General features: G+C 38.8%; 22 protein-coding genes and 3 pseudogenes. 23 read left to right on the top strand and 2 right to left on the bottom strand.

All coding sequences use genetic code 11. The features are described 5' to 3' along the window. Positions 1-59: 59 nt before the first annotated feature. The 6 genes and pseudogenes from I6G42_RS07160 to I6G42_RS07140 all read left to right on the top strand — a co-directional run bounded on the left by I6G42_RS07160 (position 60) and on the right by I6G42_RS07140 (position 5,237). Complete coding sequence (locus I6G42_RS07160; protein ID WP_038805287.1) at positions 60-551, top strand: phosphoribosylanthranilate isomerase; 492 nt, start codon at positions 60-62, stop codon at positions 549-551. A gap of 176 nt (positions 552-727) precedes the next feature. After that, on the top strand, positions 728-2,467 hold the full coding sequence (locus I6G42_RS07155; RefSeq protein WP_038805286.1) for a glycoside hydrolase family 13 protein: 1,740 nt from the start codon (positions 728-730) through the stop codon (positions 2,465-2,467). Positions 2,468-2,623: 156 nt separating this feature from the next. After that, positions 2,624-2,846, top strand: a pseudogene (locus I6G42_RS10065) (hypothetical protein); the annotation flags it as partial. Positions 2,847-2,858: 12 nt separating this feature from the next. Continuing rightward, complete coding sequence (locus tag I6G42_RS07150) at positions 2,859-3,413, top strand: DUF6892 domain-containing protein (protein WP_038805285.1); 555 nt, start codon at positions 2,859-2,861, stop codon at positions 3,411-3,413. A 69-nt stretch (positions 3,414-3,482) separates the two neighbouring features. After that, a complete protein-coding gene (locus I6G42_RS07145; protein ID WP_038805284.1) occupies positions 3,483-3,809 on the top strand; it encodes a hypothetical protein in 327 nt (108 codons plus the stop codon). 273 nt (positions 3,810-4,082) lie between these two features. Beyond that, on the top strand, positions 4,083-5,237 hold the full coding sequence (locus tag I6G42_RS07140; protein ID WP_038805283.1) for a hypothetical protein: 1,155 nt from the start codon (positions 4,083-4,085) through the stop codon (positions 5,235-5,237). A gap of 8 nt (positions 5,238-5,245) precedes the next feature. Here the strand turns inward: I6G42_RS07140 and I6G42_RS07135 are convergent, their stop codons facing one another. Then, on the bottom strand, positions 5,246-6,268 hold the full coding sequence (locus I6G42_RS07135) for a hypothetical protein (protein WP_038805282.1): 1,023 nt from the start codon (positions 6,266-6,268) through the stop codon (positions 5,246-5,248). A 176-nt stretch (positions 6,269-6,444) separates the two neighbouring features. Here I6G42_RS07135 and I6G42_RS07130 point away from each other — a divergent pair, with 176 nt between their 5' ends. The 17 genes and pseudogenes from I6G42_RS07130 (at position 6,445) to I6G42_RS07045 (ending at position 21,426) form a co-directional block, all read left to right on the top strand. After that, a complete protein-coding gene (locus I6G42_RS07130) occupies positions 6,445-6,939 on the top strand; it encodes a YfbM family protein (RefSeq protein ID WP_038805280.1) in 495 nt (164 codons plus the stop codon). A gap of 48 nt (positions 6,940-6,987) precedes the next feature. Next, on the top strand, positions 6,988-7,731 hold the full coding sequence (locus I6G42_RS07125) for a HEAT repeat domain-containing protein (RefSeq protein ID WP_038805279.1): 744 nt from the start codon (positions 6,988-6,990) through the stop codon (positions 7,729-7,731). A gap of 364 nt (positions 7,732-8,095) precedes the next feature. Next, positions 8,096-8,553, top strand: a pseudogene (locus I6G42_RS10335) (hypothetical protein). A gap of 28 nt (positions 8,554-8,581) precedes the next feature. Then, positions 8,582-9,138, top strand: a pseudogene (locus tag I6G42_RS07110) (hypothetical protein). A gap of 6 nt (positions 9,139-9,144) precedes the next feature. Then, positions 9,145-9,642 (top strand): hypothetical protein, encoded by a 498-nt coding sequence (locus I6G42_RS07105; protein WP_038805278.1) that lies wholly within the window; start codon positions 9,145-9,147, stop codon positions 9,640-9,642. A gap of 107 nt (positions 9,643-9,749) precedes the next feature. Continuing rightward, entirely contained in the window at positions 9,750-10,196 is a 447-nt protein-coding gene (locus tag I6G42_RS07100; protein ID WP_038805277.1) for a hypothetical protein, read from the top strand. An 11-nt stretch (positions 10,197-10,207) separates the two neighbouring features. Further along, a complete protein-coding gene (locus tag I6G42_RS07095) occupies positions 10,208-11,227 on the top strand; it encodes a hypothetical protein (protein ID WP_038805276.1) in 1,020 nt (339 codons plus the stop codon). A gap of 105 nt (positions 11,228-11,332) precedes the next feature. Further along, the gene (locus I6G42_RS07090) at positions 11,333-11,644 is read left to right on the top strand and encodes a hypothetical protein (RefSeq protein WP_038805275.1); all 312 of its coding nucleotides are present in this window, start codon (positions 11,333-11,335) and stop codon (positions 11,642-11,644) included. 545 nt (positions 11,645-12,189) lie between these two features. Further along, complete coding sequence (locus I6G42_RS07085) at positions 12,190-13,650, top strand: aminotransferase class I/II-fold pyridoxal phosphate-dependent enzyme (RefSeq protein ID WP_038805656.1); 1,461 nt, start codon at positions 12,190-12,192, stop codon at positions 13,648-13,650. After that, positions 13,651-14,511, top strand: a complete 861-nt coding sequence (speE, locus tag I6G42_RS07080; protein WP_038805274.1) for a polyamine aminopropyltransferase — start codon at positions 13,651-13,653, stop codon at positions 14,509-14,511. It abuts the gene before it with no gap. Further along, positions 14,508-15,767: a saccharopine dehydrogenase family protein gene (locus I6G42_RS07075; RefSeq protein ID WP_038805273.1), complete on the top strand. Its 1,260-nt coding sequence runs from the start codon at positions 14,508-14,510 to the stop codon at positions 15,765-15,767. The genes speE and I6G42_RS07075 overlap by 4 nt, the downstream gene beginning before the upstream one ends. After that, the gene (gene nspC, locus I6G42_RS07070; RefSeq protein WP_038805272.1) at positions 15,767-16,894 is read left to right on the top strand and encodes a carboxynorspermidine decarboxylase; all 1,128 of its coding nucleotides are present in this window, start codon (positions 15,767-15,769) and stop codon (positions 16,892-16,894) included. The genes I6G42_RS07075 and nspC overlap by 1 nt, the downstream gene beginning before the upstream one ends. Beyond that, the gene (gene aguA, locus I6G42_RS07065; RefSeq protein WP_038805271.1) at positions 16,891-17,976 is read left to right on the top strand and encodes an agmatine deiminase; all 1,086 of its coding nucleotides are present in this window, start codon (positions 16,891-16,893) and stop codon (positions 17,974-17,976) included. The genes nspC and aguA overlap by 4 nt, the downstream gene beginning before the upstream one ends. Before the next feature lie 9 nt (positions 17,977-17,985). Then, positions 17,986-18,861: an N-carbamoylputrescine amidase gene (gene aguB, locus I6G42_RS07060; protein ID WP_038805269.1), complete on the top strand. Its 876-nt coding sequence runs from the start codon at positions 17,986-17,988 to the stop codon at positions 18,859-18,861. A 144-nt stretch (positions 18,862-19,005) separates the two neighbouring features. Further along, the gene (locus tag I6G42_RS07055) at positions 19,006-19,743 is read left to right on the top strand and encodes a TraX family protein (protein ID WP_038805268.1); all 738 of its coding nucleotides are present in this window, start codon (positions 19,006-19,008) and stop codon (positions 19,741-19,743) included. Positions 19,744-19,849: 106 nt separating this feature from the next. After that, positions 19,850-20,551, top strand: coding sequence for a response regulator transcription factor (locus tag I6G42_RS07050; RefSeq protein ID WP_038805267.1), 702 nt, complete (start codon positions 19,850-19,852; stop codon positions 20,549-20,551). Beyond that, the gene (locus I6G42_RS07045) at positions 20,548-21,426 is read left to right on the top strand and encodes a sensor histidine kinase (protein ID WP_038805266.1); all 879 of its coding nucleotides are present in this window, start codon (positions 20,548-20,550) and stop codon (positions 21,424-21,426) included. Before I6G42_RS07050 ends, I6G42_RS07045 begins: the two co-directional genes overlap by 4 nt. A gap of 39 nt (positions 21,427-21,465) precedes the next feature. Here I6G42_RS07045 and I6G42_RS07040 read toward each other — a convergent pair whose 3' ends face one another. Then, positions 21,466-22,218, bottom strand: a complete 753-nt coding sequence (locus I6G42_RS07040; protein WP_038805265.1) for an ABC transporter permease — start codon at positions 22,216-22,218, stop codon at positions 21,466-21,468. Between the last annotated feature and the right edge of the window lie 9 nt (positions 22,219-22,227).

The following is a 22,227-nucleotide window of genomic DNA, read 5'->3' as shown; positions in this document are numbered from 1 at the left end:
AATAACGAACATTTAAACGAACATTTAGATGAAATTAACATTTGAGGTTTAGAGTAAACATGAGTCTATTATTTGAAGAATTTAAAACCATTTGTTTCCATTTAAACCAAGTCGGAATTACACCGACGCTTATGGGGTCTTTGGGATTTGAATACCGTTCAAATGAAGAATGGGAGCCATCTGACATTGACATTCATGTCCCTGGAGATCCTAGAGGATGGGAAGCGCCTGATCATCTCAGGATTTATGACTGGGACAAGATAATGAAAGTTATGAACCACTTAGGCTACACCTTGATAGATATTCATGAGCATGAATTCCAAAAAGATGGCTTGAGTGTTGAATTTGGAAGTATCGATTCCTTACCTGATTTTGCAGGAGTTTCGGAATCGGATATAGAGCTGATTCATCTTGAGAACATCACTTTTCGTGTTCCAAGTCTGGAACAGTATCTAAGTATTTACAAAGTTTCTTCTCAAGACTCCTATCGAAACAATCAAAATAGCAATAAAGATTTTAAGAAGATTGAATGGCTGGAAAGACATTTGTAAATCATCATTTAAAAAGTAGTAAGTTGTGAGATTTACTGCTTTTTTATTTTCATAAACAAACTATTGGAAAATACAAACGAGCCTTGCAAATAAAATTTTAAAGTAGTATACTGGAGTTATGATTATGAAAACGTTTGCGTCGCAGATGAATGAAAGTAAATCAGGAGACAAATACAGTGGAATTAACAGCTATTTACCATAGACCAGAGTCGGAGTATGCTTATCTTTATAAGGATAAGACAATGCACATTCGTATCCGGACTAAGAAAGATGATATTGAAAGCATCAACTTACATTATGGTGATCCTTTTATCTTTATAGAGGATCGTTATGAAGCAATCAAGGAGATGAGGAAACTTACCTCCGATGCTTTGTTTGATTACTGGCAAGTGGAGGTTACAGTTGGCTATGCGCGACTCCAGTATCTCTTTGAACTCAAGGATAAGCAAGGGCAGAGTATCTTGTATGGCGATAAGGGATGTGTTGAAAACACGCTCGAAAATCTTCATTACGAAGGAAACGGCTTTAAGCTTCCTTATATTCATGAAATTGATGCTTGTCATGTACCTGACTGGGTTTCAAAGACGATCTGGTACCAGATTTTTCCAGAACGCTTCGCAAATGGAAATCCTGAGATTTCTCCAGAGGGGGCTCTAACTTGGGATTCCTCTATCAAACCAAAGACGAGCGATTTCTTTGGCGGAGATTTGCAAGGCATTATTGACCATCTGGATTACTTGCAGGACTTAGGGATTACAGGACTTTATCTCTGTCCGATTTTTGAATCTCCAAGCAATCACAAGTACAATACGACGGATTATTTTGAAATTGACCGTCATTTTGGAGACAAGAAAACATTCCGTAAACTGGTGGATCAAGCCCATCAGAGAGGTATGAAAATCATGCTGGACGCTGTTTTCAATCATATCGGAGACCAATCTCCACAGTGGCAGGATGTCCTCAAACATGGTGAAGATTCTATTTATAAAGACTGGTTCCATGTTCAAGAGTTCCCAGTGACCAAGGATAAGCTAGGTAATCCGAGAAAACTCCCTTATCACACCTTTGCCTTTGAGAGCTATATGCCTAAGCTCAATACGGCAAATCCTCAAGTGAGAGACTATTTGTTGAGCGTTGCGACCTACTGGATTGAAGAGTTTGATATCGATGCTTGGCGCTTGGATGTGTCTAATGAAGTAGACCATCAATTTTGGCGAGATTTTCGAAAGGCAGTTTTAGCTAAGAAGCCCGACCTTTATATTCTTGGAGAAGTCTGGCACACGTCTTGGCCTTGGCTAAATGGCGATGAATTCCACGCAGTCATGAACTATCCTCTCTCTGATAGTATCAAGGATTATTTCTTGCGAGGGACTAAGAAGGCACCTCAATTTATCGATGAGATCAATAGCCAGTCTATGTACTATAGACAACAGATTTCGGAAGTGATGTTCAATCTCTTGGATTCGCATGATACGGAGCGCATTTTGACTACTGCCAAAGGAGATGTACAACTTGTTAAGTCTGCCCTTACTTGCCTCTTTTTGCAAAGGGGGACACCGTGTTTCTACTATGGAACGGAGTTAGAGTTAGGTGGAGGACCAGACCCAGATTGTCGTCGTGTCATGCCTTGGGAACGTGTTTCCGACAGTAATGAGATGCTTCATTTCATGAAGAAATTGATTCAGCTTCGCAAGGATGCTACAAACATTATTCAACATGGCACCTATAGCCTGAAAGAAATCAAGCCAGATGTGGTATCTCTGGCATGGGATTATGATGGCCAAAAGGTCCAAGCCATTTTTAACCAATCAAGTGAAAACTATCTTGTAGACCGTGATTCTGTAGCGCTAGCCAGTCATTGTCAAGAACTAGATAATCAGCTTGTCATCTTACCAAAAGGATTTGTGATTCAATAAAAAATGAGAAGAGAAAGACTGTAATGATGGGCAACCATTCGTTCCAGTCTTTTTTCTATTTATGTAGTATAATAAAGGAAATACCAGAGGTAAACCCTTAGAAAAAAGAGAACGATGAACCATCTAGTCCAATCTTTAAAAGAAAAGATCACTGACCAAATGTCCATGGTTCGACAAGTTCCTAATGATGATGAAGAATTTTATCAAGTCCATTTAGATATTTTCTATAAGCCGACTAGTGAGAATGCAGAGTTTAGAGAGTTTATAGGGACGAAGATCTTGATGAGAACATCTTTGACTATATTCGAAACTCGGAGATTTTGCCGATGCTAAAGACAAGGAATACCTCAAAGTAAAAATTTATTTAGATGAAACTTAGTAAGGAGAAATCATGTTTAGTTTTTTTAAGCGAAAAAGAAACAAGCGGTTCAATCAGGAGTCACATGACAAGGCTAAAGAAAATCAGGCTGTTTCTGAAAAGAAACTTGATGTAGAAAATGATGAAGCAAATGTGGATTCTGAACAAATCCTCCATTTTGATCATTTAAATTTTAAATTGGCCGTCATTCAGGTCTTAATGTACGATTTACAAGTATTGAAACCATCCTTTGATATTTATGATTTTGCTGATCGATACAGTACAGAAGAGATTGATACTGAAAGCATGGAAGTTATCAAACCTGCTCTTGAGTATTTTGAAGCCTTATCTATTCCTAAGAAATATGCTGAAGAGGTCAAAGAAATTTACATGGATGGTGGAAATGAGATTTATATGAATATCATTCCGCAATGGGATGGAGAAGATGGAACATTTGATTTGAATGAGCTCAGTTTATCCGAACTGCAACAATTTCCAAACTTGAAAGAAGCAACTATTTTAAGTAGCAATTTTGATAGCGTGAAAGTAATCTTCGATGCGGCTGGTATTGAAGTCGAGCTATTATAATTTTAGTTATCAAGTCAATTCATGTTAAAACAATAATTGGATCACGCTTTAAAAGGAGTATGAAAATCAATGGATGCTAACATACTTAGAGTTGTAAAAATAGATAAAGAAGCACTTTATGAATTTATCTATGAAAACTTTATAGCACAACAGGAAGAATTGTTAGACATATCCAAATCTGAAGTGATGAATGATTTTGCAATAGATTGGGAAAAAGGGGAGTTTCTATTTACTGCGCATAGACAGGAAAACATGGCTGGAGAATTGATTTCCTTACCAGAAGGACTAAATGCGGAAACATTACTGGAAAACTTGCCTGTTACAACTGATTCTGTACTTAAACCAAATCAAATCTATAAAGATTATTCATTTGACGATTTGAGCAAATTTATTTGATGAGAGTATTTTATATCGCAGAGATTGCAGATGATAGAGTGCGGTGAGTTACAGTTAATTACAAGAGAAAAGTGTGAAAAAATACAATTCAAATCTGAGTTTACTCAATCGAGTGTAACTTACTCGAATTTAAATAGTCGATCTAGTGTTGAAGAAGTGAAGAATTTATTATCCACTCATACTATCATTAGAAGGAAGCAAGTCAAAGAATTCAACTTATAAAAGTCCCTTTATCGTAGAGAATATTGATTAGATAGCAAGGAAGAGGAAAATATGAAACTATTTAAAAAAATTTCCTATCTATTTATTATTATAGTTGGCGCCCTTCTACTAAGTGCCTGTGTTTTGCATAAAGAAGACAAAGAGCGACTAGTTCGATATCTCAATAACGTCTATGGGGAAAATGCTTATGAGATGAAAGAAGATCCCAGGCATCCCTATTATTGGTTTGTGACATTGAAGGGTTATCCAAATATTCCCTTTACTTGTAGTGTGTCCCATGATTGGCTAGCAATGGGATCACCTTTTATTCATTCTGATTTTGAAGAAATCTTCTGCACAAGAGCTCTTGCGGAATATAAGGAAAATCATAATCTAGGTGACGATGTCCTTTCCTATCTGCATCCTGTAAATTTTGTCTATTCTACAGAAGTAACAAATTTAGATCAGCTAAAAGAATCCTATGACAAGATGCTGGACTTTATCAACTATACTAGCTTGAAGTATCCTATTTTAGATGAAACTGATTGTTTCGGGGTACGAATGGATATCAGTGGTATTCGATTAAAGAGCTCGAGGAGGAATCTTGATGGTTCAATCGATACCAGTATTTATCGACAAGTTTGCAATGCAGAAAATGGGAAATTAAACATAAGACCTTTTGAAGAAATTCGTCAAGAATTGGAACCCCAACTACGAACGCACCCTGAGAATTCAAAGGGATTTGTATTTGTAGTAAACACGACCTCCTTTGTACTGGGAAGCGATACACTTGATGATTGCTTATATAAGCATTTCGAATTATCATCTACCACAGTAGAAGAACTTCAAAAGATCAAGTTGCAACCTGGAGAAAGCAGCGAAAGCTATATATTGGCCAAAGACTATAATGATAATAGCTTAGAGTATTATACAAAAGTTACAGTGCAGGTGAAAAATCTAAGTGATAAGGAATGTTCTGTTTTAGATGGAACGTTGGTGAAGGCTGTCATCTCTGATCCGGCAAGTATGTATATTGGAGATGTCTATTTTGAATTTGATAAAAGAAAAGAATTAACCGCTGATTTATATGATATGCTTGGAATAAAAAGGCCCTCCACTAGTGAAGAGGAGAGCGACGGAGTTCCCTATAAAAATATAAGGGTTTTATTTAAGATGAAGACCTATTTCAAAGAGATAGACAGCATTACATTATCCTATCAGGAGTAGGGATTTTCTTACTCCCAGATTGTATGCTGGACTCTTACACCGTATCGATAGGGGGACTGATCACTATTGAAATTTGCCACAAAATGATAGCTGCTCCATAGCACATAGTCAGCAGTTTGCAGCCTCAGACTGAAGTAGGTGTCCTGTTTCACTTCTTTAGCATCAGCAGGTTTCAGTGAAAAGATATCTGTTAATTTTTTTGTTTTAAAGTCATTGATTGTAAGTTTGGAGAGGTCTTGGTTATTGATGTTAACTTGGGAGAGTTGCGGGCTGTCTGCTGAGATTTCATAGTATGTGACCACGCAGTTCTCGAGTTTATCAGTGTCTTTCCACTTTGGTGTAATGCTCATAAGACCGTAAGATTTACCATCTCGAACTATTTCAAGCAGTTCTCCGTAGTAGAAGTGGTCATTGCGTTTGTTCACAATCTCGCTCTCAGGATTTTTTCCAGTAAAGCTGAACCCCTGGTCCAGTAGTTCTGAAGCCCTTGTTTCTCCGACCACCACATTGGTCTTATCGATTTGTATTCCAAAAGGTTGAGCAGGAAAGCCAGTGATGAAGATGCAAAAAGTAAAGATGAAAGTAGTCAAAAAGACAGCACCAACAACCGCATTAGATGATGAATAGCGGTGATGGTTTTTCCTTGGACGCTTTACTATAAATAACATTAAGTTGATAAGGTTTCTAAACAGCATACTTGCTACAACAATGGCAAATTGAGCCTTTAAACAAGTATAAAGAGCTGCTGGAAAATTGTCCATTTTAACATACAATGCCACTAAAGTGAGGATATTAGCCAGAACAAAATAGAAAATAAATAGGTTTACTTCTTTGAGAGCGTTCCTATTAGTGATATCTTCATATTCAATATGGTAGCGTCCTTGAAAACCTTGCCCAAACTGATACATCCACTTAGGAACTTCTTCGCCGGCTCTAACGGCACTCGCCAGTTTAAAATAGAGATAAATCGTACAGACTAAGAATAGGAAAAAAATAAAATAAAAAGTCAAAGCAAATATAAAAAAGCCCATTGCTATTCTCCTTTTCAAACTATAATCCACATTTTGGATACACCTTTATTATAACACTTTATAGGGAAAACATCTGAGGATACTATTCATCAGATAAGAATCAGACCTTAGCGATAATAAGCTTTTATAAAACATAAATATTGTCATTTAACATAGAAATTTTGGAGGAAAAACAAATGGGAATGATTGCTAATTATAGATATATCAATGATCAGTATTTACATCAAATGAAAAGGTTTAATGCTGAAGAAGATGATCAATTTGAGATAGTAGAGGAAGCAGAACTTTTACTTGATATAGATAAGATGTGGGATGTTCTTCATTTTGTGCTTACAGGTGTTGGCACTTCAAATCCTAGTGGAAATGATACTTTGAGCGTTGCTGTTTTGGGTGTGACACCTCTTGAAAATGTTACGGAATATATTGCTTATACAGAAAAAACAAAAGTAGTAGAGATTTGTTCAGCTTTGGAAAACTTTGATATTGAAGAAGCCATGGCGCATTTTAGTATGCAAGCTTGTAAAAATGCTGATCTTTATCCTGATATTTGGGATTATGATGAAGAAGAGGAAGAGATTGAAGAAGAAATCTGCGAGTATTTCCAAGCAATGAAAGATTTTTACAAGAAAATTTTAGAGCTCAATGGTAATGTCATGGTCACTATTTGTTAAAAGGTTTATCAAACGTTTCTAAAAGAATAAAATAGCTTGAGGCAAAAAATGGATAAAGAAGATTTACAAAAAGCATATCTTGACTTGGAAAAAGAAAGCTTTCCTTCTGGTAAAAGAATCAAATTTGTAGCTAATTTGGGTAGTTCCCAAGAAATCGCATATCATTATGAACTGATTTGCAAAGATTGGAATGAAGGTAGAAACCTGCATTTAGAAGGTAGCTTTGATAAACATGGAAGAGATGGATTAGAGTTTCTATTTGAACAGTTGGATGAAGTTAAAGATGAAAAACAAAGTGTATTGACTGCGTATCTTATAGCGGAAATCCTTTCTAAATCAAAGCATCGAGATTTTTATTGGTCGCTTTGTGACCAACTGATTCCTATTCTCATTTCACTTTTAGATATAAAGAATACTATTCTTCGTCAAAAGGTGGTCATAGCTTTAGGTTGGGTAGGAACAGAAAAAGAAATTGGTCTTTTGACAAGACAAATGCTAGGTGATGGAGATGCTTTTTGTCGTGCATGGTCTGCGACAAGTCTCATGCAACTGTCCTTTCATAGAGTAAAAGTAGAAATCATATCCAAAGAAGCAAAGACCAGTTTTATTCAAGCTATTACCGAAGAAAAAGACCTCTATGCTTGCGGTATGATGAAAGAAGCAGCTCAAATATTATTTGGCAAGAGATGGATATCATCTTCTGCGGTAGAAAATATGGACCTTGAAAAAATTAAAAAGGCTCAAAAATCTGCTATTAGATTTCTAAGTAAGCATTATACACCAATCATATAGAAACATTTGAGAGTTATTTGATAGATAAGTTTCTCCAGCTCTAAAACTACAAAGAAACATATTATCAATATCAGCACCTGAAATGTATGAATGTTGTGGTCATCATTATTTCTTTCTACATAGTAAGCCTGCAGTACACTGAAACTACAGGCTTTTGTCTTTTAAGTGGTATAATAGAAGAAAAACGAGAAGTGTTTTATATATAAAGGGTTCCAAGATCCAATATTAATCGAGGATGGTAATAGATCCGTTTGTGGCTATCTATTCAGATGTCTTGACTGTAAAAAATATCATCTCTGGGTAGATGCGGATTAGGAAACTAGTGTAAACTGGCCAAGAAATGTTCAAATTATAAGAGAGGATGATGGCATTGGAGAATTTAGAGATTTTTGAGATTGCATCTAAGTATTTTCTAGGACAAATGACTGGGTTCAAAGACTTATTAGCTAGTAAGATCAATCAATTGGATAGTATTGATTGGGTTCATAATAAAGGAAGCGTAAAAACTTGCAAAGCTGATGAAACGGGTCGAAAGATGAGATGTAAGGTTGATTGGGATATGGTCTAAAAGTCGAATTATCGCTTAATGAGGTTGAGCTGATTTGGGAAGCGTTTCAGAAGTTTTTTAAAGAAAGCTATTTCGAAAGGATTGAAAGAAATAGAAACAATGAAGAATTAGGAAGATACGAATTTATTGCAAGGACTCCTAAAGGAGATGAAATTGAGTGCAGGATTTACCTAGCTAATGAATGGAATATTCCTCAGATTTCGATTTCAGTCTTTGTTTCTTCTCGCTATAAGAATTGCGATTTTAGCAAGTAATGGAAAAGATGGGTAGAAAAGGTGAGATATGAAGCGCTTAGACCGGGACAATATGCAAAAAAGCCTTGAGGCCTTGTATGTTTTGGATGATTATTTAACAGATCCTTCAAAAGACTATTTGAGATTGATACGAAAGAAAGTAACGGACTTCACTAGCCGATACAGCATTGATAACGGTGCTGGGGATTCTTTGGATGTGATTTTTACAGAAGAAGTGGTCTTGATAAAGGGATTTGATCATGAAAATAGTCTCAATCAGTTTGCAGCTGACCAATGGAATCAGAACATTATCGACAGGATTTATGAAGGTATTGATGAAAAATGGCTGAATCTTTTAACTTTAAAAGAAAGAGAAGAAACAACATTTTGTATCTGGTATGATGGTATCATTCATCAAAATAACATTGAGAATAATAATGGCGGAACTTGGTTATTGGGATACACCTTTGATACATACGATAGGTTTAAAGAATTTATGATAGAATATTATTCTTTTTTGATGATAAGTTGTTGAAAAAACTCTATACTGATGGTAGTTTGTCTGATAGAGAATTGGCAGAACTGACACATGAATATCGAGGTTAGAAAATAATGGAACTGACGTTAAAAAGCACCCCAGAAAAATACAAAAAAATGGTAGATGAACTCTTGCCTCCGTTATTGGAATTATTACAGAAATTAACCTTTTTGGAAGAAGAAATCTATGAACGCAACAAGGAACTCGATGCTGAAAAAAGGCTACTCAAGATACCTTCACATCAGATCCATCCCGAGTGGAATGAACTGATGGACGAATACCATCAACGCTATCTGGCTCTCCTTGATGGCTGTGTAAGCGAGAAACTCTTATCAAAAGGGGCTAGGAACTCCTATGGCCATCCAAGTGAGTATTCATATTTACGAGGCGAGAATTTTTCCGTTTGGTTTACCATGCGAAAAAGGGATCTGGCAACGGTCATACTATACTATGAGGAAGCTTTGGAAATGAAACATAAGTTTGTGCTTAGGTTGATTGATGGCAAATGGTTGATTGATGAGAAATTCTATGGATTTGGCGGTGAAAAAACATGGTATGTCGATATGCTCTGAACAAGATCCCTATGTTTCCTTCACCAATAATCACAAATTATCTAGACTGCAATTCCTTGAATTAGAAGATTTTTAATTCGTTCTCCAAGCTTTAGACGAGGTTTTATATGAAAGGTCATAAGCGAAAGGATTACCTCTATCGGTATCTACTCTACAGATTTGAAAAGGAAACTTGTAAGAATAGTGCTTTGGAAAGGATCAATCAGGAGGCCAAAGAAAGAATCTGTCGGCAGGCGACAAAAACCACCAGACGGATTAGTGTATTTGTCGGTCTGGTCTATTTGATTCTGTTTTGCTTGATAATTATCTGGCTGAATGCGAATTGCTCCCAAAATCCATTTTTTCTATGGTATCAAGGCTATATAGAATCACTATTTCCATTGATCAATGGTGATTGGGGGAGTAGTTGGATTGAGAAAAAAGGGACGATATTATGGATTGCTATTAAGGCCTTCCCCATATTTGTTCTTAATGGGATCCCCTTTCTTTTACTCGTGCTACTGATTGCGAATAGAACTTTAAAAAAGAAAATAAAGGCTGAATGTATCAACTAAGGAGAAAAAAGATGGGCAGAATGATTGCAATCGGATCACTAGTTTTTCTTGGACTAGCATTTTTGGGGATTGGACTTGGCTTGTATTTCTTCCTCAAAAGGCTGGTAGTGAATGGGGAATCCGTCTTAGACGAGCCAGTAAATGAGCAAACTCGTACAGATAAGATGGGGCTTGGCGAGCTTCTAGTTTACTTGTCGATAATTGCGATTGCTGGCGTTTTTGTAGTGCAAATAATGAGTAGGGGAGGAACTGGTAATGCTATCTTGGCAAGAATTGTGATCCTACCACCAATTATGGCACTTTTTAATGCTAGAAAACGCACGGGCAAAGCTATGATTGCGCTTGTGGTTTCTTTTATGGTGGCATTATTTGTTATGATTGCATACGGTCAGATAGGGTTGCCACCTAAAGCACCAGAATTGATGATAGATGACAAGTCGATCACGCTAACACAAACAAGTGTGAGTGATCTTCTGAAAGAAGGTTTTGACATCTACATCAGGGAGAATGACAGCTTTAGTAACGATTATGATGAGGCTCTTTCTTCGGGGAAAATCAAAAAATATCAGGCTGATAAGAGTATTTTTATCGAAAAAGGTTTTCATCGAGATAGTAATGTTGTGTCGTATGCTCCCTATCTTCTTGGAAAAGATGGTTTAATCCTTGGAAGTATTGCATTATATGGAGATGAAATAAAAGAAACTGTCTTAGAGGACTGTAAAATTATCCAGTTTAAACTGGATGAAGACCGTATTTCAGTAGCAAGAACAAAAGCTATCTCCTACAAACTGAATGGTGTAGATTTACTGACTAGAATTGAAGAAGGAACCATGCGAACAACCTTTGGTGATAAATTATGGTCAGTTCCGCCTGCACATCCTGTAGACTCGACCCAACTATGGTATGGACTTCAGTGGAAAAGTCGTAGCGACCACCTATTTTGGAATGAATATTTTTCCTTGATTCGTTTGGATGAAAACTACCATATGATAGACTTTGAGCTAATTGGAGAAGTAGCGCGTGACGATTGAAGGAAATGGTAAACTACTATAGTCTTTGGACGTGGTTCTATTTGTACTTTGGTCAAGATTAGTATATAATTTACGATAGAGAAATTTACTGGCTAGGAGAAGGAAATGGAATTAAAAGATTTTACAGAAAAAGAACAGGAGATGATAAGGCAGGGATTGACAACATCTGAAATTAGCGATAAGGAAACCGCTGCGAAAATCCTTGCCCTAGTACCTCAGGAATGGATCAAACGCATCCCATTTTTCGTGAGAAAACACGCAACAACTCGGACAATAAAGCGAATTTCCATCGAACATCCAGAACTTTATGCTATTGCGAAAAGAAGTGGTGAGATTCCTGAGAAGGAAAGAGAAGAATTGCGCCAAATCATTACAGATATTTTCCAAGAGAAAATGAATAAGCATAAGATTAAATAATTTTGAGAGGAACTAAAAATTAGTTCCTTTTTTAATCGTTTTCAGTTGATTGGACTTTAACTTTTGGGTGGCAATTTAACTATTCGCGAACAAATTTTAAGAAAATTTAAAAAAAGTACTTTACAAGCTCTTGTAAACATGATATAGTTATAAGGCTTAGAAAATGAGATGATGTTTTCTAGCAAATATAAACCCGAGTAAAAAATGCCTACGGACAGGCAGGGTTGAATGCCGAAGCGTGGTTGAAAAGCCACATTATTGATAGGGTTAAAAGCCTACTTTTATAAGTTGATGTTAGGACGCTTGTCCTAATTCATAAATTTTAGTGTGGTGAAAGCACACGTCATCTTGTGAAACGATCAATAAAGTACGTAATATTTGCTACTAGAGAGTTAGGAAACATCGGGAACAGACATACTCAACAGAAACCAAAATAAAAACGTCAGAAGATTGCAGAGCAGGTGAAAACCTGCTCTTTTTTCATAAGTCAAGCTTTGGTCGCCTTCATTTTTTTAGGCGCTAAAAATATGGTAAAGGAGTATGTCTTGATAAAGTTAGATCAGAACCAGGCCCCTATTTATGAAGGACTGATTAAGTTACGAAAGAAAAGGATTGTTCCCTTTGATGTACCAGGTCATAAACGCGGACGGGGAAATCCAGAACTTGTTGAATTGTTGGGAGAAAAATGTGTTGGCATTGATGTCAATTCTATGAAACCCTTGGATAATCTAGGCCATCCCATTTCGATTATTCGAGATGCAGAGGAGCTGGCTGCGGATGCTTTTGGAGCAGCGCATGCCTTTCTCATGATTGGTGGAACAACATCATCTGTTCAAACCATGATTCTTTCCACCTGCAAGGCTGGAGATAAGATTATTCTGCCGCGAAATGTTCACAAATCTGCTATCAATGCGCTGGTTCTATGTGGTGCCATTCCCATCTATATTGAGATGAGTGTAGATCCTAAAATTGGCATCGCTTTAGGTCTTGAAAATGACCGTGTTGCACAGGCCATCAAGGAACATCCGGATGCTAAAGCTATCCTAATCAACAATCCTACCTACTATGGTATTTGTTCAGACCTCAAGGGTTTAACGGAAATGGCTCATAAAGCTGGCATGCTGGTTTTAGTAGATGAAGCTCATGGAGCGCATTTGCATTTTACAGACAAATTGCCACTATCTGCTATGGACGCTGGCGCTGATATGGCGGCGGTCTCTATGCATAAGTCTGGTGGGAGTTTGACCCAGAGCTCCATACTGCTTATCGGGGAGCGTATGAATCCTGAATATGTTCGACAGATCATTAACCTGGCCCAGTCTACATCTGCCTCTTACTTGTTGATGGCAAGTCTTGATATTTCACGTCGTAATCTAGCTCTTCGTGGTAAAGAGTCTTTTGAGAAGGTTATTGAACTATCCGAGTATGCTCGTCGTGAAATCAATGCTATCGGTGGTTACTATGCCTACTCAAAAGAGTTAATAGACGGTGTGTCGGTCTGTGATTTTGACGTGACCAAGCTGTCAGTCTACACTCAGGGTATTGGCTTAACAGGTATCGAAGTTTATGACCTCCTGCGAGACGAATATGATATTCAGATTGAGTTTGGGGATATTGGCAATATCTTGGCTTATATTTCCATCGGCGACCGCATCCAAGACATCGAGCGTCTGGTCGGTGCTTTGGCTGATATTAAGAGACTCTATTCAAGAGATGGAAAGGACTTGATTGCTGGAGAATATATCCAACCAGAGTTAGTGCTTTCTCCTCAGGAAGCCTTCTATTCAGAGAGAAGAAGTTTAACCTTGGATGAGTCTGTTGGACAGGTCTGTGGGGAATTTGTCATGTGCTATCCTCCAGGGATTCCAATCCTAGCACCAGGTGAACGCATTACACGAGAAATTGTGGATTATATCCTATTTGCCAAAGAACGTGGTTGTTCCCTCCAAGGGACGGAAGATCCAGAGGTCAATCACATCAACGTCATTAAGAGAAAGGAGAACTAGATGGATTTATGGTTTTCTGAAGTTCATACTCCAGATGTGAAATTATCTTTGAGAACAGCTAAGCAACTCTTCGCTGGAAAAAGTGAATGGCAGGATATAGAAGTATTAGATACTCCCGCTTTTGGGAAAATATTAATCTTAAATGGCCATGTCTTGTTTTCAGATGCAGATGATTTTGTCTACAATGAAATGACCGTCCACGTACCGATGGCTGTCCATCCCAATCCAAAGAAAGTCTTGGTTATAGGGGGGGGCGACGGCGGAGTTGCCCAAGTATTAACACTCTATCCTGAACTGGAGCAAATCGATATCGTGGAACCAGATGAAATGCTTGTTGAGGTTTGTCGTGAGTATTTCCCAGACTTTGCTGCAGGGCTAGATGACCCTCGTGTTACCATTTATTATCAAAATGGACTGAGATTTTTGAGAAACTGTGAGGATGATTACGATATCATTATCAACGATGCGACGGATCCATTTGGACATACGGAAGGGCTCTTTACCAAGGAATTTTACGGAAACAGTTACAGAGCCTTGAAAGAAGACGGCATCATGATTTATCAGCATGGAAGTCCCTTCTTTGACGAGGATGAGTCAGCTTGCCGAAGCATGCACCGCAAGGTCAATCAAGCCTTTCCAATCAGCCGGGTCTATCAGGCACATATTCCAACTAGCCCAGCTGGCTATTGGTTGTTTGGATTTGCATCGAAAAAATACCACCCTGTCAAAGATTTTGACAAGGAAGGCTGGAAAAAACGTCAGCTTTTCACAGAATACTACACTGCAAACTTACACGTGGGATCCTTTATGTTGCCTAAGTATGTAGAGGATATCTTAGAAGAAGAGGAAGGAAAAAAATGAGTCGTTTACTAGTTATTGGATGTGGGGGCGTTGCCCAAGTTGCTATTTCAAAGATTTGTCAAGATAGCGAAACCTTTTCAGAGATTATGATTGCTAGCCGTACCAAGTCAAAATGTGATGACTTGAAGGCTAAATTAGAAGGTAAAACAAGTACAAAGATTGAAACAGCTGCTGTTGATGCTGACAAGGTTGAAGAAGTGATTGCCTTGATTGAAAGCTACAAGCCAGAAGCTGTTTTGAACGTAGCTCTGCCATACCAAGACTTAACTATCATGGATGCTTGTTTAGCGACTGGAGTTCACTATATCGACACAGCTAACTACGAAGCTGAGGACACAGAAGATCCTGAGTGGCGTGCCATTTATGAAAAACGTTGCAAGGAACTTGGTTTTACAGCCTACTTTGACTACTCATGGCAGTGGGCTTATCAGGAGAAATTCAAAGAGGCAGGCTTAACAGCTCTGCTTGGATCTGGTTTTGACCCAGGTGTGACTAGTGTCTTTTCAGCCTATGCTCTCAAACACTATTTTGATGAAATCCACTATATCGACATTTTAGACTGTAATGGTGGTGACCACGGTTATCCATTTGCGACTAACTTCAACCCAGAAATCAATCTCCGCGAGGTTTCTGCACCAGGTTCTTACTGGGAAGATGGAAAGTGGGTAGAAGTCGAAGCTATGTCTATCAAACGTGAGTATGATTTCCCTCAGGTTGGTCAAAAAGACATGTATCTCCTTCACCATGAAGAAATCGAATCATTGGCTAAAAACATTCCAGGCGTCAAACGGATTCGTTTCTTTATGACCTTTGGTCAATCTTATCTAACTCACATGAAATGCTTGGAAAACGTTGGTCTCCTTCGTACAGATGCGATTAATTTTAACGGACAAGAAATCGTTCCGATTCAATTCTTAAAAGCCTTGCTTCCAGATCCAGCCAGCCTCGGGCCACGCACTGTTGGTAAAACCAATATCGGATGTATCTTTACAGGTGTCAAAGATGGTGTTGAAAAGACCATCTACATCTACAATGTTTGCGACCATCAGGAATGCTACGCAGAGGTTGGTTCACAAGCTATTTCTTACACTACAGGCGTTCCAGCCATGATTGGGACAAAATTGGTTATGAACGGAACTTGGAAACAGCCTGGAGTTTACAACCTTGAAGAATTGGATCCAGATCCATTTATGGAAGCTTTGAATGAGTATGGTTTACCTTGGGTTGTGGTTGAAAATCCACAAATGGTGGACTAATGAAGCTAGAACAAGTACCAACACCAGCTTATGTCATTGACTTGGCAAAGTTAGAAGCCAACTGCCGCATTTTACAAGAGGTTCAGGAAAAGTCTGGTTGCAAGGTTTTGCTCGCCCAGAAGGCATATTCTCTTTACAAAACCTATCCCTTGATTAGCCAGTATCTATCCGGTACAACTGCAAGTGGTCTCTATGAAGCTAAGTTAGCTAGAGAAGAGTTCCAAGGGGAAGTCCATGTATTCGCGCCAGCATTTAAGGATGCGGACTTGGAGGAATTACTTGAGATAACAGACCATATCGTCTTTAACTCGGAGAGACAGTTGCGTAAGCACGGTCCTCGTTGCCGAGAGGCTGGTATCAGTGTCGGTTTGCGCCTCAACCCTCAGTGTTCAACTCAAGGAGATCACGCGCTCTACGATCCTTGTGCACCTGGCTCCCGTTTTGGAGTTACCCTAGACAAGATACCGAGTGATTTGCTGGACTTGGTGGATGGCCTTCATTTTCATACCCTTTGCGAGCAAGGTTCAGAGGATTTAGAGACAACTTTGAAAGCAGTAGAAGCGCAGTTTAGTTCTTATTTACATGAGGTAAAATGGCTCAATATGGGTGGAGGACACCACATCACAAGAGAAGACTACGATGTGGATTTACTGATTTCTGAAATCAAGCGTATCCGAGAAACTTACAATCTTGAAGTCTATATCGAACCGGGTGAAGCCATTGCGCTCAATGCAGGTTATCTAGCAACTGAGGTATTGGACATTGTAGAAAATGGTATGGAAATCTTGGTTTTAGATGCCTCTGCGACCTGTCATATGCCAGATGTACTTGAGATGCCCTATCGTCCACCTTTGAGAAATGGCTTTGAAGCTCAGGAAAAAGCCCATACCTACAGACTTTCTTCCAATACCTGTCTGACGGGTGATGTGATTGGTGATTATAGTTTTGAAAATCCTGTCCAAATCGGTGATAGACTTTATTTTGAAGACATGGCTATTTACTCCTTTGTTAAAAATAATACCTTTAATGGTATTGGATTGCCAAGTCTCTATCTTATGGACGAGCAGGGAGACTGCAGCTTAGTCAAAGCTTTCGGCTATCAAGACTTTAAAGGGAGATTATCATGATGGACAGTCCAAAAAAATTGGGTTTTCGTATGCCAGCAGAGTATGAACCACACCATGGTACCCTCATGATATGGCCGACTCGACCAGGATCGTGGCCTTTTCAAGGAAAAGCTGCCAAAAGAGCATTTACTCAGATCATCAAGACCATAGCAGAAGGGGAAAGAGTCTATCTTTTGGTGGAGCGGAACCATCTATCTGAAGCCCAATCTTATCTTGTAGACAAGGTTGTTTATTTAGACATTCCCACCAATGATGCCTGGGCTCGTGATACAGGTCCGACCATTCTTGTTAATGACAAAAGAGAAAAGTTGGCAGTTGATTGGTCTTTCAATGCTTGGGGTGGGGCTGTGGATGGTCTGTATCAAGACTATGAAGAAGATGACCAAGTAGCTAGGCTTTTTGCTGAGGACTTGGAAATGCCTGTTTACGATGCTAAACCTTTTGTACTAGAGGGAGGCGCGATACACAGCGACGGTCAAGGCACGATTCTCGTAACTGAAAGTTGCTTACTTAGTCCCGGTCGTAATCCTCATCTAAGTAAAGAGGAAATCGAGTATACCTTATTAGAGAGCCTTGGTGCTGAAAAAGTTATCTGGCTTCCTTATGGTATTTATCAGGACGAAACCAATGAACACGTTGATAATGTTGCAGCTTTCGTTGGTCCTGCAGAGCTTGTCTTGGCTTGGACAGATGATCAAAATGATCCTCAGTATGCCATGTCTGCAGCTGATTTAGCTCTCTTAGAGAAAGAAACTGATGCAAAAGGCCGTTCCTTCACTATTCATAAACTTCCGATTCCGGCTATTCGTCAGGTTGTCACTAAAGAGGATTTACCAGGCTATACCTATGAAGAAGGGGAAGAGGAGCGTTATGAGGGCGAGCGTCTTGCGGCTTCCTATGCCAATTTCTATATTGCCAACAAGGCTGTCTTAGTGCCACAGTTTGAGGATGTAAACGACCAAGTGGCTTTAGATATTATCAGCAAGTGTTTCCCAGACCGCCAAGTTGTCGGAATACCAGCTAGAGATATTCTTTTAGGTGGTGGCAATATCCACTGTATCACCCAACAAATCCCAGAATAGGAGAAGAAGATGAGAAATGTAAAAGTTGCAGCGATCCAGATGCAATGCGCTAAGGATGTTGAAACGAATATTCAAACAGCTGAACGTTTAGTTCGACAAGCAGCTGAGCAAGGATCCCAAATTATTCTCTTGCCTGAATTATTTGAACGTCCCTATTTCTGTCAGGAACGCCTGTATGACTACTACCAGTATGCCCAGTCGGTGACAGAAAATACAGCTATTCAGCATTTTAAGGTGATTGCTAAGGAACTAGAAGTTGTTTTACCCATCAGTTTCTATGAAAAAGATGGTAATGTCTTATATAACTCTATTGCTGTCATTGATGCTGATGGGGAAGTGCTGGGCGTTTATCGAAAGACCCACATACCAGATGACCATTATTATCAAGAAAAGTTTTACTTTACGCCTGGTAACACTGGTTTCAAGGTCTGGGATACTCGCTACGCTAAGATTGGGATTGGCATCTGTTGGGATCAATGGTTCCCTGAAACAGCGCGCTGTCTTGCATTGAATGGTGCTGAATTACTCTTTTATCCAACAGCCATCGGTTCAGAGCCGATTTTGGATACAGACAGTTGTGGTCACTGGCAACGTACTATGCAAGGGCACGCAGCAGCTAATATTGTTCCAGTCATTGCAGCCAATCGTTACGGTTTGGAAGAAGTCACTCCTAGTGAGGAAAATGGTGGACAGAGTTCCAGTCTTGACTTCTACGGTTACTCATTTATGACGGATGAAACGGGAACTATTCTAGAACAAGCCGAAAGACAAGGAGAAGCTGTTCTCTTAGCTACTTATGACCTTGACAAGGGAGCAAGTGAACGCCTAAACTGGGGACTGTTTCGAGATAGAAGACCAGAAATGTACCAACGAATTACGGACTAGAAGGTAAATTTCATAATAAATTTTTGATATTCACGCCTGTCTTACAAAAATGTAAGATAGGCTTTTTAAATGTAAGATGGGTGTACGATTATGCGTAGAAATGTATGCTATACTCTATGTAGATTAAAAAGAAAGAGGTTTATTATGAAAAAATGGAATGCAACGCAGTTGAAGTACCTGATGGCAGCAGTAATGGTTCTAGACCATATCCCTCATATCACGGGAATCGTTTCTCCTCTGTGGGAAGGTATTCTTCACGCCTTGACCCGTTGTGTGGGAGTTTGGTTTGCCTATATGGCTATGGAAGGCTTCATCCATACTCGAAATTTGAAAAACTACCTCATTCGTCTCTGGTCTTGGGCGCTTATCATGTTCGCAGGTAATAGTTTACTCAATGCCCTGTTCGCCTCTAAGGGAGTAATGGTTAATAACAACATTTTCTTAACTTTGGCCATTGGTGTCACCATGCTTTGGCTTGGTTTTCCTCGAAAAGAGATGGATCAAAAAGAGAAGTTATGGCGTCGGATTGGGGTTGCTGTACTCTTGATTTTCGGTTGTCTTTTTACTGAGGGTGGCATCACTATGCTACCATTTCTCTTAATTAGTTACTCTTGTCGAAATCGCAAGGGATTGCGAAATCTTCTCTATACTCTCCTTTGGGCCTTCCTGTTAGTGACTTCTATCCATACCTATGATACTTGGTACCAAACCTTGGAAATGATGCTTTACAATTCCGACTGGCTCTTTATCACTGTCTTTCCTTTTATGACCTTGTATAATGGACAGCGAGGACAAGAAACCAGTTGGAGTAAATATTTCTTTTATATTTTCTACCCAGCTCATCTATGGATTATAACCTTGATTGCTTATTTGGTTAAGTAGATTCAATTTCCATTAGCTCCTTCTTACTTACAATGTGAGAGGAGCTTTTCTGTGTCTGGAAATCCTAACAAAACATGTTATAATAGTTTTAGAAAGGACGGTGTTTATGGCTAAGATATTGGTTATTGAAGATAATAATGAAATCCAAGAAATTTTGCGAACACTTCTCACTGAGGAGCATGAGGTGATACAAGCCTTTTCTGGCACAGAAGGTATAATGCAATTTGACAAAGGTGGCATTGATCTCGTCTTGCTAGATATCATGCTCCCTGGGAAAAATGGCGACCAAGTCTTGCAAGCTATTCGACAAACTAGTCAGACTCCGGTCATCATGCTTACTGCTTTGGGTGATAAAAAGCTCATCAGCCAATATCTCCTAGATGGTGCCAATGATTACATAGTAAAACCTTTTGATTTGGACGAAGTCTTTGCCAGAGTCACTGTGCAATTACGCCAAAGTGGTGAATATCAGTCAGAAGATCAAAGAGAAATTAATAACCTCGTACAAAACTTTAAAAATATCCAGTTCGATGCGGATAGTTTTGAAATAAGTAGCGCAACTGAAACCATTCGCCTTGCAAAGAAAGAGTGCCAGATTCTCCAAATGTTGCTCCAGCATCCTAAAAAGATCTTCACCAAGGAAGAACTCTATGAATTGATTTGGGAAGAAAGTTACCTGCCTGGAGACAATACGCTCAACACCCATCTAAGCAATCTCCGTAAGAAACTACATCAACTGGATCCAAATCACGAGTACATCGAAACCATTTGGGGAGTTGGTGTCCGATTAAAAGGAGACAAACAATGATTTACATTTTGATATCTTTGTTGCTCCTTATCAACATCATTCTAGCGATTTCTTTGATTCGCTATCATATAGCAATTAGAGATTTAAGCAGACAAATCGAAGAAAAGATTCGCTCTGGTAGCATGAAGAGGATCGGGGTAAATTTCTTTTCAAAGACCATTTTGCGTCTACATGACCAAATTGAGAATCTATTTCAAGAAGTGGAGCAAAATCAGCTAATCATGAAGCGTGAAAAACGTACCCTAGATATGGCAATCAGTAACATCGCTCATGATATTCGGACACCTTTGACAATCGCTTCAGGATATACTCAGCAACTAATAAAACACCCCGATAATAGTCCAGAAACCTTAAATAAAATAGCCCATCATCAGGATTTGGTTTCCAAACGTTTGGAGGCTCTCCTCGAATACCGTCATTTGATGGAAGGTGCAGTCAAACCGAAACTGGAAGAACTTGATTTATCAACTTTTATAACGAAAAAGACTTTAGCTTATTACGACGTTTTTCAATCTTCACAGATTGTTCTTGATTTTAACGTTGAACCAGGATTGAAAACGACGACTAATGAGGACTTGCTTGATCGAATTATACAAAACCTTCTTGGAAATGTTCTCAAGCACGGCAAGGATAGGGCTCGACTTTCTTTGAAAAAGGAAGAAAATAGGCCTGTTTTGGATATTGATAATCTTGTCAAAAAATCTATCAAGAATATAGACAATCTCAGCAATCGTTTTTATTCTGAAAATATGTCGGATACTGAAGAATCCTCTGGTTTAGGTCTCTATATTACTGAGGAATTAGTTCATCTTCTTGGAGCGGATATGAAGCTAGCCACTGATGGAGAATGGTTTTCGGTCTTTATCTATTTTTAACAGAAGAAACCTCCTCTATAAGCTTAGAGGAGGCTCATTTTATAAGCTTTTCTTCTTGAAAACGGTTAGTCCACTGAGAGAGAAGAAAAGTATGATAGCGATGCAAACCGTTATGGTATAGAGAACGGTTTGACTATCAGCAGTCATGGCATAGGCAAAATTTAAGTTTAAATATCGTAAAATTTCGATATTTGGAAAGATAAGCATTGGCGTAGAAAGGATGATAGAGGTAACTAGATAGCCAATAAATGTGGCAAGATAAGAATGAGTCACATAGAGAATAAAGGAAACAATCGAAAGCCAAGCTAGGAGGCAGAGAAATTGGAGGGAAATCGTTAAGAGAAGGTTTGTAATAAAACCATTAGGCATCGTACCAAGTCCGTTTAGTAGAGTTGAGGGAATAAAAGCAATCACAAGGCTGGCGATGAGCTGTAAGAGAGCGATACTTGCTAGTACAAAGGATTTAGCAAGGAAAAACTCTGTACGAGAAACGCCAACAGTCAAACTATTTTTATAGAGCTTGCCGATTAGATCAACTCCGAGAACGAGACATGCTAGAACAATGCAGAGAAAAACGAGGTTTGAACCATTGCTAGACGTGTTGATAAGAGCTTGAACGCCGTCCCAACCATGGGTTGGAGTCTCTGGTGGTGCTGTCTGAACTGACATTAGATGTCCTGTAGCGCCAATAGTAGCACCCAGTAACATAAGTACAAAGAGAATGAATTCTGTAATCCAGAATCCTTTGGAGCGAAAAAGACGGTAAAAATCTGCTTGAATGGTATGTATCATGATTTTTCT

The organism is Streptococcus oralis (genome assembly GCF_016028255.1).
GTDB lineage: Bacteria > Bacillota > Bacilli > Lactobacillales > Streptococcaceae > Streptococcus > Streptococcus oralis_AC.
Note: the sequence above shows the minus strand (reverse complement) of the source record. Positions and strands in the feature narration are given on the sequence as shown.

Excerpts from the sequence above, each read along its gene's own strand:
- I6G42_RS07160 (WP_038805287.1), top strand. The coding sequence starts at position 60 with ATGAGTCTATTATTTGAAGAATTTAAAACCATTTGTTTCCATTTAAAC.
- I6G42_RS07150 (WP_038805285.1), top strand. The coding sequence starts at position 2,859 with ATGTTTAGTTTTTTTAAGCGAAAAAGAAACAAGCGGTTCAATCAGGAG.
- I6G42_RS07145 (WP_038805284.1), top strand. The coding sequence starts at position 3,483 with ATGGATGCTAACATACTTAGAGTTGTAAAAATAGATAAAGAAGCACTT.
- I6G42_RS07140 (WP_038805283.1), top strand. The coding sequence starts at position 4,083 with ATGAAACTATTTAAAAAAATTTCCTATCTATTTATTATTATAGTTGGC.
- I6G42_RS07135 (WP_038805282.1), bottom strand. The coding sequence starts at position 6,268 with ATGGGCTTTTTTATATTTGCTTTGACTTTTTATTTTATTTTTTTCCTA.
- I6G42_RS07130 (WP_038805280.1), top strand. The coding sequence starts at position 6,445 with ATGGGAATGATTGCTAATTATAGATATATCAATGATCAGTATTTACAT.
- I6G42_RS07125 (WP_038805279.1), top strand. The coding sequence starts at position 6,988 with ATGGATAAAGAAGATTTACAAAAAGCATATCTTGACTTGGAAAAAGAA.
- I6G42_RS07105 (WP_038805278.1), top strand. The coding sequence starts at position 9,145 with ATGGAACTGACGTTAAAAAGCACCCCAGAAAAATACAAAAAAATGGTA.
- I6G42_RS07100 (WP_038805277.1), top strand. The coding sequence starts at position 9,750 with ATGAAAGGTCATAAGCGAAAGGATTACCTCTATCGGTATCTACTCTAC.
- I6G42_RS07095 (WP_038805276.1), top strand. The coding sequence starts at position 10,208 with ATGGGCAGAATGATTGCAATCGGATCACTAGTTTTTCTTGGACTAGCA.
- I6G42_RS07090 (WP_038805275.1), top strand. The coding sequence starts at position 11,333 with ATGGAATTAAAAGATTTTACAGAAAAAGAACAGGAGATGATAAGGCAG.
- speE (WP_038805274.1), top strand. The coding sequence starts at position 13,651 with ATGGATTTATGGTTTTCTGAAGTTCATACTCCAGATGTGAAATTATCT.
- I6G42_RS07075 (WP_038805273.1), top strand. The coding sequence starts at position 14,508 with ATGAGTCGTTTACTAGTTATTGGATGTGGGGGCGTTGCCCAAGTTGCT.
- nspC (WP_038805272.1), top strand. The coding sequence starts at position 15,767 with ATGAAGCTAGAACAAGTACCAACACCAGCTTATGTCATTGACTTGGCA.
- aguA (WP_038805271.1), top strand. The coding sequence starts at position 16,891 with ATGATGGACAGTCCAAAAAAATTGGGTTTTCGTATGCCAGCAGAGTAT.
- aguB (WP_038805269.1), top strand. The coding sequence starts at position 17,986 with ATGAGAAATGTAAAAGTTGCAGCGATCCAGATGCAATGCGCTAAGGAT.
- I6G42_RS07055 (WP_038805268.1), top strand. The coding sequence starts at position 19,006 with ATGAAAAAATGGAATGCAACGCAGTTGAAGTACCTGATGGCAGCAGTA.
- I6G42_RS07050 (WP_038805267.1), top strand. The coding sequence starts at position 19,850 with ATGGCTAAGATATTGGTTATTGAAGATAATAATGAAATCCAAGAAATT.
- I6G42_RS07045 (WP_038805266.1), top strand. The coding sequence starts at position 20,548 with ATGATTTACATTTTGATATCTTTGTTGCTCCTTATCAACATCATTCTA.
- I6G42_RS07040 (WP_038805265.1), bottom strand. The coding sequence starts at position 22,218 with ATGATACATACCATTCAAGCAGATTTTTACCGTCTTTTTCGCTCCAAA.